The sequence below is a fragment of the Streptomyces turgidiscabies Car8 genome (assembly GCF_000331005.1).
GTDB lineage: Bacteria > Actinomycetota > Actinomycetes > Streptomycetales > Streptomycetaceae > Streptomyces > Streptomyces turgidiscabies.
Window position 1 is genome coordinate 1 of the sequence record NZ_AEJB01000109.1, and the last position, 7,751, is coordinate 7,751.

Annotated in this window: 8 protein-coding genes; 4 read left to right on the top strand and 4 right to left on the bottom strand. The window is 73.0% G+C overall.

Annotation, left to right across the window (positions count from 1 at the left end):
* Positions 1-19 precede the first annotated feature (19 nt).
* The 3 genes from STRTUCAR8_RS06440 to STRTUCAR8_RS06450 all read right to left on the bottom strand — a co-directional run bounded on the left by STRTUCAR8_RS06440 (position 20) and on the right by STRTUCAR8_RS06450 (position 2,719).
* A complete protein-coding gene (locus STRTUCAR8_RS06440; protein WP_006374686.1) occupies positions 20-289 on the bottom strand; it encodes a hypothetical protein in 270 nt (89 codons plus the stop codon).
* Between the two features lie 87 nt (positions 290-376).
* Positions 377-2,503, bottom strand: coding sequence for a 4-alpha-glucanotransferase (gene malQ, locus STRTUCAR8_RS06445; protein WP_006374687.1), 2,127 nt, complete (start codon positions 2,501-2,503; stop codon positions 377-379).
* Positions 2,504-2,719: a hypothetical protein gene (locus STRTUCAR8_RS06450; RefSeq protein WP_006374685.1), complete on the bottom strand. Its 216-nt coding sequence runs from the start codon at positions 2,717-2,719 to the stop codon at positions 2,504-2,506.
* Between the two features lie 243 nt (positions 2,720-2,962).
* Here STRTUCAR8_RS06450 and STRTUCAR8_RS06455 point away from each other — a divergent pair, with 243 nt between their 5' ends.
* From STRTUCAR8_RS06455 to STRTUCAR8_RS06465, 3 genes are read left to right on the top strand one after another with little or no spacing between them, the layout of a single operon-like run.
* The gene (locus STRTUCAR8_RS06455) at positions 2,963-3,496 is read left to right on the top strand and encodes a PadR family transcriptional regulator (protein WP_044471736.1); all 534 of its coding nucleotides are present in this window, start codon (positions 2,963-2,965) and stop codon (positions 3,494-3,496) included.
* Complete coding sequence (locus STRTUCAR8_RS06460; protein WP_006374684.1) at positions 3,493-4,224, top strand: ABC transporter ATP-binding protein; 732 nt, start codon at positions 3,493-3,495, stop codon at positions 4,222-4,224. The genes STRTUCAR8_RS06455 and STRTUCAR8_RS06460 overlap by 4 nt, the downstream gene beginning before the upstream one ends.
* On the top strand, positions 4,221-5,588 hold the full coding sequence (locus STRTUCAR8_RS06465) for an FtsX-like permease family protein (protein ID WP_006374689.1): 1,368 nt from the start codon (positions 4,221-4,223) through the stop codon (positions 5,586-5,588). The genes STRTUCAR8_RS06460 and STRTUCAR8_RS06465 overlap by 4 nt, the downstream gene beginning before the upstream one ends.
* Before the next feature lie 149 nt (positions 5,589-5,737).
* Here STRTUCAR8_RS06465 and STRTUCAR8_RS06470 read toward each other — a convergent pair whose 3' ends face one another.
* Positions 5,738-6,274 carry an HNH endonuclease gene (locus tag STRTUCAR8_RS06470; protein WP_006374688.1) on the bottom strand — a complete coding sequence of 179 codons (537 nt, stop codon included), beginning with the start codon at positions 6,272-6,274 and terminating at the stop codon, positions 5,738-5,740.
* A gap of 335 nt (positions 6,275-6,609) precedes the next feature.
* Here STRTUCAR8_RS06470 and STRTUCAR8_RS06475 point away from each other — a divergent pair, with 335 nt between their 5' ends.
* On the top strand, positions 6,610-7,716 hold the full coding sequence (locus tag STRTUCAR8_RS06475) for a mechanosensitive ion channel family protein (protein WP_006374691.1): 1,107 nt from the start codon (positions 6,610-6,612) through the stop codon (positions 7,714-7,716).
* The last annotated feature ends 35 nt before the right edge of the window (positions 7,717-7,751 follow it).

The following is a 7,751-nucleotide window of genomic DNA, read 5'->3' on the forward strand; positions in this document are numbered from 1 at the left end:
CTCGGCGCGACGGATCAGGTCAGGCCTTCGCCTTGGCGGGCTTGGGCTTGACGGCCTTGGGGGCGCGGTCCGAGGACTTGTCCAGGACCATCACCAGACCCGCGATGACCGCGAACAGGCCGATCGGGGCGACAACGTAGAGGCCCAGCGTCTCGATGACGCTCAGGCCATGGCCGGGGTCGTCACCGTCGTCGCGGGTGAGCGCGAGCGCGGGAGACGTCATGAGCAGCATCATCAGCGTCGTACCGGCCACCAGGGCGCCGGCGCGCAGGGCGTTCGTCTTGTCCACGGTGCAAAAGTAGCGAACGCCCGGCGGGGCCGCGCGCCCGGGGTGCCGTATGAGGGTGCGGCCGCCCCGCGAACGGCCCGCCGCACCTCACGCCCCCTCCCTCAGCACCTCCATCAGCGCCCACAGCCGCGGCGACCCCGCCAGCTCCTCCAGCGTCACCGGGCGGCCCTCCGCGTCGGCGACGGGCAGCCGCCAGTTCGGGTACTGGTCCCACGTGCCCGGCAGGTTCTGTGGACGCCGGTCGCCGACGCCGTCCGGGAGCCAGACGCCGATCATGCGGGCGGGCGTGCGCAGCAGATAGCGGTGTACGGCCTGGATCTCGGCCTCCTCCGCCGTCCCCGAGAGACCGCCGCTGCACCCCTGGAGCAGACCGAGGCGGGCCAGCAGGGTCAGCCACTCGCTCGTCTCGGCGGCGGCTACGGCCCGCTCCTGCGCCAGCGGTTCGGTCAACAGGCCCAGCCGGTCGCGGAGTTCGACATGCTCGCCGGTGAGCCGGGCGGCGGTGGGCGGCAGGTCGTGGGTGGTGACGGTGGCGAGACAGTCGGCGCGCCAGTGGTCGGGGGGCAGGGGGCGCCCGTCGCCGTCCCAGTCCCGCTCGAACCACAGCACGGACGTGCCGAGCACCCCGCGTGCGTGCAGCGTCTCCCGCACCCCCGGTTCGACGGTCCCCAGGTCCTCGCCGATCACGACCGCCCCGGCCCGCGAGGCCTCCAGCACGAGGACGGCGAGCATGGCCTCGGCGTCGTAACGGACGTACGCACCCTCCGTCGGCGCCAGCCCCTGGGGCACCCACCAGAGCCGGAACAGGCCCATGACGTGGTCGATGCGCAGGGCGCCCGCGTAGCCGAAGAGGGACCGCAGCAGCTGGCGGTACGGGGCGTAGCCGGACTCGGCCAGACGGTCCGGTCTCCAGGGCGGCAGGCCCCAGTCCTGGCCGCGCGCGTTGAACGCGTCCGGGGGCGCGCCGACCGACATGCCGGCCGCGAAGTACTCCTGCTGCGCCCAGGCGTCGGCACCCCCGGGATGTACCCCGACGGCGAGGTCGTGCACGATCCCGACCGGCATGCCCGCGTCGCGTGCCGTCCGCTGGGCGTCGGTGAGCTGGGTGTCGGTGAGCCAGGCGAGACGGGAGTGGAAGTCGACGCGGTCCATCAACTCGCCCCGGGCGCGGGCGGTTTCGGCCGACCGGGGGTCCTGGAGTCCGGCCGGCCAGCGCGACCAGTCCGAGCCGTGCGTCTCGGCCAGCGCGCACCAGGTGGCGTGATCCTCCAGCGGCTCGCCGGCCCGGGCGAGGAAGTCGGAGTACGCGGCCTGCCGCCCGGGCCCGAGCGGTACGGCGCACACCAACTCCAGGGCCTCGCGCTTGAGTTCCCACACGGCGTCCCGGTCGATCAGCTCGCCCTTGTCCAGCACCGACTCCCGCAGCCGCCCGGCCCGCTCCAGCAGCCCGCGCACCCGCTCACGGTCCTCGCCGGCCTGGATGTACGCGAACTCCGGGACGGCCTCGACCCGCAGATGCACGGGATCGGGGAAGCGACGGGAGGACGGCCGGTAGGGGGACGGGTCGGTGGGCGCCCCGGGGACGGCCGCGTGCAAGGGGTTGACCTGCACGAATCCGGCGCCGAGCGCCCGTCCGGCCCAGTCGCTCAGTTCGCTGAGATCACCGAGGTCGCCCATGCCCCAGGAGCGCCGGGAGAGGAGGGAGTACAGCTGGACGAGGAGTCCGTACGAGCGTCCGGTGGGTGTGGGCAGCCGGGCCGGGGCGACGACGAGGTGGGCGCGGGCGGCCCGGCCGTCGGGCGCCACGGCGTCCAACTCATGGATGCCGGGCGGGAGTTGGTCGACCGATTCGCAGATCTCGCCCTGTTCGGTGCGGATGCGCAGTCGGGTGCCCTCGGGCAGGTGGGCCAGCGCGGTCGCCGTACCGTCGGCGCCGCACACCACCGTGGGTGGCAGCAGCCGCGCCGCCAGTTCCCGTTCCCGGGCGGCGAGGGCGACCTGGACGGCCTCCGGGGTGGTCGCGTCGACGCCGAGCGCGGCCAGTACGGCGACGAGCGCGGAGTCGGTGGCGGCGACCGTACGGTCCGGTGAGGGGCGGAAGGAGGGGGCGACGCCGTGCAGCTCGGCGAGGCGGGCGAGCGCGAGGCGTTCCTCGGCCCGGCTCTCCCCGCTCTCGTGGGCCTCGACGGGTCCGGCCGGCCCGGGTGCGGACATCTACAGCCCCGCGAGTTCCGACAGCGCCGGGACCGGACCCTCGTACAGCCCCGTGGGGTCCGCCTCGGCGTCGGCGTGCTCGCTCGTCATCGCCTCCGCGTCGGCGAGCGGGGGCTCGCTGGTGAGGGGCTCGGCGGCGGGCAGCGGCGGCTCGCTGGTGAGCGGCGCCTCGGCGGCGGCGCTCTCGGCGCTGAAGATGTGGGCCGGTACGGCCACGGAGGCCTCCTTGTCGCGTACGACGGCTGACGGCGGTTGGCGGGTTTCATCCGCAGCCCTACCCAGTGGACGCGACCGCAGACGTGTATGAAAGGACGAACCACGGTACCGCCGGTCACATTCCGCGATTCTTCCGCCGCCCTCCGGGCGAAGTCCGTCACATTCCCGCCATCCGCACACCGTGTCCGGACCATGTTCCGTAACTATTCACTCAGTACATGTATCGAGTGCATAATGATCGGCATGAGCACCCGCCACATCCTTCTGGGGCTGCTCGCCGGGGGGCCCAGCCATGGCTACGACCTCAAGCGACGGCACGACGAACGCTTTCCGCAGGCCCGTCCGCTGGCCTACGGGCAGGTCTACACGACCCTGCAGCGCCTGGTGCGCGACGGGCTCGCGGAGGTGGACGGCACCGACGCGGACGGCGGCCCGGAGCGGACCAGCTACCGGACGACCGATGACGGGGCGCGTGAACTCGCCGCCTGGGTACGGCAGATCAGCGCTCCGGCGCCGCACGTCACCAACGAGATCTTCGCCAAGGTCGTCGTCGCGATCCTGGCCGGCGGGGACCCGGCGGCATATCTGCTGGACCAACGGGCCGCGCACATGGCGCGGATGCGGGAGCTGACGGCGGTCAAGACCTCGCCGGCCTCGGACCTCTCGACCGTGCTCTCGGCGGACTACGCCCTCAACCACCTCGACGCCGACCTCCGTTGGATGACCACCACGGTGGCCCGGCTCACCTCACTGACCGCGGAGGTCGAAACGGCATGACCACCACCCACGGGGAGACGTCAGACGGGCGAACGTCCGAGGGGCCCCCTTCACCGGCGCTGATATCGGCCCACAGGCTGTCCAAGGCGCACGGCAGTACGCCCGCGCTGCGCGGTGCGTCGGTCGCGCTGCGGGCCGGCGAGATCCTGGCCGTCACGGGTGCCAGCGGCAGCGGGAAGTCGACGCTGCTGCACTGTCTGGCGGGGATCGTCCGGCCGGACACGGGCACCGTCGAGTACGCCGGGGAGCGGCTCGACACACTCCCCGAGCGGCGGCTGAGCGAGCTGCGGCGCACCGAGTTCGGGGTCGTCTTCCAGTTCGGCCAGCTGATTCCCGAGCTGACCGCCCTCGACAACGTGGCGCTGCCCCTGCTGCTGGCCGGGACCACGCGCGCGGCGGCGCACGAGCGGGCGGGCGAGTGGCTGGAGCGGTTCGGGGTGCTCGGGCAGCAGCTGCTGCGGCCAGGTGAGCTGAGCGGCGGCCAGGCGCAGCGCGTCTCCCTGGCACGCGCCCTGGTCACCGGCCCGAAGGTGGTCTTCGCCGACGAGCCGACCGGCGCGCTGGACTCCCTCGCGGGCGAGCAGGTGATGGCGGCGCTGACGCACACGGCCCGCGAGTCCGGCACGGCGGTCCTGCTGATCACGCACGACGCCCAGGTGGCGGCGTACGCGGACCGCGAGCTGCGGCTGAGCGACGGCGCCGTGGCCTCGGCGGAGGTGACGTCATGACCGCCCGCGAGGGCGCCCTGCGGGTCGATCTTCGGCTCGCCTGGCTGCTCACCCGGGGTTCCGGCCGGCGGGAGTGGTGGCGGGTCGGGCTCACGGCGGTCGGGGCGGCGCTCGCCACCGGGTTCGCGCTGGCCGCCGTGGCCGTCGTCTCCGTACGCGGGCAGTACTACGTGTCGTTCGGCTCCGGGCTGCTGAACCACCAGGGGAACCGCTCGGGCGTGGTCCTCGTCCTCGTGCTGCTGCTCGTGCCCGTGCTCGGGTTCCTCGGGCAGTGCGCGCGGATCGGGGCCGTCCACCGGGACCGGCGGCTCGCCGCGCTGCGGCTGGCGGGGGCCGGTCCGGCGCGGGTGCGGCGGATCGCGGCGCTGGAGTCGGGGCTCGCCTGTCTGCTCGGTTCGGTGGTCGCCTCCGTGTGCTCCGCGCTGTTCCTGCTGGGTGCCTGGCATCAGCCGCCGGTGCTCGTCTGGTTCGGGACGGCACTGGTCGCGGTGGCCGTGCCGGTGCTGGGCGCGCTGGTGAGCGTCACGGCGCTGCGTCGCGTCGTCGCCTCGCCGCTGGGCCGGGTCCGGCGGGTGCCCCCGCGCGAGGGGCGCGGCCCGGGGATGCCCGTCCCGGCGGCCGCTCTGGGCGTGCTGTTCGTGGGGCTGCTGCTGGCGCCGGACACATACGGCGGGTACGAGACCGCTCCCCTGCTGGTGTTCGCCGTGGTGATCGTCACCGGAGTGGGCGCCCTGTGGCTGACCGGCGCCACCGCCCGGTTCACGGGGCGGGTCCTCGCGGCCCGTACAGCCGATCCGGCGACGCTGATCGCGGCGGAACGGCTGCGCGACGACCCGTGGGCCGCCGCCCGCACCCATGCGGCGGTACTGCTGGTGACCACCGTGGGCACCGGGTTCGTCGGCGTCCGCGAGGTGCTGCTCACCTCGCTCCACGACCGCGGGGAGGACAAGCTGGCCTCGTCCCTGGCCTTCTACTCGACCGGTGTCGACCTGACCGGTGCCGCCGTGCTGGCCGCCCTGGTGATCACGCTCTGCGGGCTCGGTGTGGGCACCGCCGAGTCGGTGGCGGCCCGCCGCCGGGGGCTGGCCGCGCAGGCCGCCGCCGGGGTGCCGCGCGCGGTGCTCGGCCGGGCCCTGCTCCTGGAGACGGCCCTGCCGCTCGCGCCGGCGATGCTGCTGGCGGGCGCCGGGGGCCTGCTGATCAGCGCCCTGTTCGCGGGCATGGCCCAGGACGGCAGCCGCACGGTGCCGTACACGGCGCTGCTGGTCCCGCCCGCGGTGTACGTGTCCTGCCTGCTCGCCGCCGCCACCTCACTGCCGCTGCTGCGCCGTTCGGTGCGTCCGGCGGAGCTCAGGTACGTCTGAGCGGCCGGGCATGAGTGATCCGGCCCTGGGGAACGGGGGTTCCCGGGGCCGGATCGCATCCGTGCCGTACAGACAGCCCGAACGGGTGTGCGGATACTCCGTGTTCGGACTGCGTCGAGACCGTATTCAGGTAGACGAAAGCCCGGAGGTCAGGCTGAGATGCCGTCGATCCGGGCCATCGCGTCGTCCGCGCCGTACGGCTGCAGGTACGGCAGCCAGCGCGGGTCCCGGTGCCCGGTGCCGATGATGCGCCAGGCGAGACCGGTGGGCGGGGCGGGTTTGTGACGCAGCCGCCAGCCGATCTCGAAGAGATGGCGGTCGGCCTTCGTGTGGTTGCAGCGACGGCACGACGCCACCACGTTGTCCCAGCGGTGCTGACCGCCCCGGGAACGCGGGATGACATGGTCGACGCTGGTCGCGGCGGCACCGCAGTACATGCACCGGCCGCCGTCGCGGGCGAACAGCGCCCTTCGGGTCAGTGGAACGGGCCCCCGATAGGGAACCCGGACGAACCTCTTCAGCCGGACCACGCTGGGTGCGGGGACAGTAACGGTCGCGCTGTGCAGGAAGGCGCCCGATTCCTCCAGGGAGACAGCCTTGTTCTCCAGGACGAGGACGAGCGCGCGTCGGAGCGGTACGACGCCGAGTGGCTCGTACGACGCGTTGAGTACCAGGACATGCGGCACGGATGCCTCCTTGGGCGTCGGCGGCGCGTGGCTCGCGCCGGGACGATCTGTAGTCAGTCTCCCCTCTCGCCCGGCGGCAGCGCCACCACGTCCCGGTAACGGGCTGGGAGTGTTTTCGACCACACCTTGCGTTCATGCCCCGGGACCACACCCTCTTCATCCCCAGGTGAGCACGGTCTCTCCCTCGAACATGGCGCCGATCCGCACACGTTGCCCCGTTAGTGTGGTGGTTCTGCCCTTCCGGTGACCTTTCCGTGACCTGAATGACGAGCTCACCGTCGAGCCGACCGCCGTAACCATCCGTACCGGGGGCAGGCCGTTTTGGAGGTCCCCCCGTGTCCTTGCCCGCCGTCCTACTCGCCGCCGGCCCGTCGCCGTCACCGACTCCCTCGGAGTCACCGACAGCGCTGGTCCCGTCGCTCCAGGACGCCCAGGAGAGCGCGACGAACGCCGCCAGCTGGGTCGAGCAGAACTGGTCCACCTGGCTGGCCATCGGCCTCAAGGTCCTGCTGATCGTGGTGATCGCGGTCGTGCTGAGAGCGGTGGTGCGGCGGGCCATCACCAAGCTGATAGACCGGATGAACCGCACGGTCCAGGCCGCCGACGGCCCGGCCGGCGGCACGGCTCTCGGCAGCCTGCTGGTCAATGTCGAGCGGCGCCGTCAGCGTTCCCAGGCGATCGGCTCGGTGCTGCGCTCGGTGGCCAGCTTCATCATCCTGGGCACGGCGGCCCTGATGGTCCTCTCCGCGTTCCAGATCAACCTGGCCCCGCTGCTCGCCTCCGCCGGTGTCGCGGGCGTGGCGATCGGTTTCGGCGCCCGCAACCTGGTGACGGACTTCCTCTCCGGCGTGTTCATGATCCTTGAGGACCAGTACGGCGTCGGCGACACGATCGACGCGGGCGTGGCGTCCGGCGAGGTGATCGAGGTGGGCCTGCGGGTGACGAAGCTGCGCGGCGACCAGGGTGAGATCTGGTACGTCCGCAACGGCGAGGTCAAGCGCATCGGCAACCTCTCCCAGGGCTGGGCCACGGCCGGTGTGGACGTGACCGTGAGCGCGGACGTGGACCTGGACCGGCTGAAGGCGACGCTCGCCGAGGTCGGCGAGAAGATGAGCCGCGAAGAGCCCTGGAACGAGCTGCTGTGGGGCCCGATCGAGAGCCTGGGTCTGGACAGCGTGCTCCTGGACTCGATGGTCGTCCGCCTCACGGCGAAGACGATGCCGGGCAAGTCCCTGACGGTGGAGCGCGAACTGCGCTGGCGCGTCAAGCGGGCCCTGGACGCGGCGGGCATCCGCGTCGTCGGCGGCACCACGGTCATCCCGGAGGAGGACCCGGCCGCAGACCCGGCAGCGGCGGTCGCGGCCCCCTCGGTGTACTCGAACTCCGCCTCCCCCCAGACGGAGGCGGCGTCCCCGATCACGCCGGCACGGCCCCTCCGGTAGGCCGTACGAGCCACCCGGCAGCCCGTGAAAGAGAG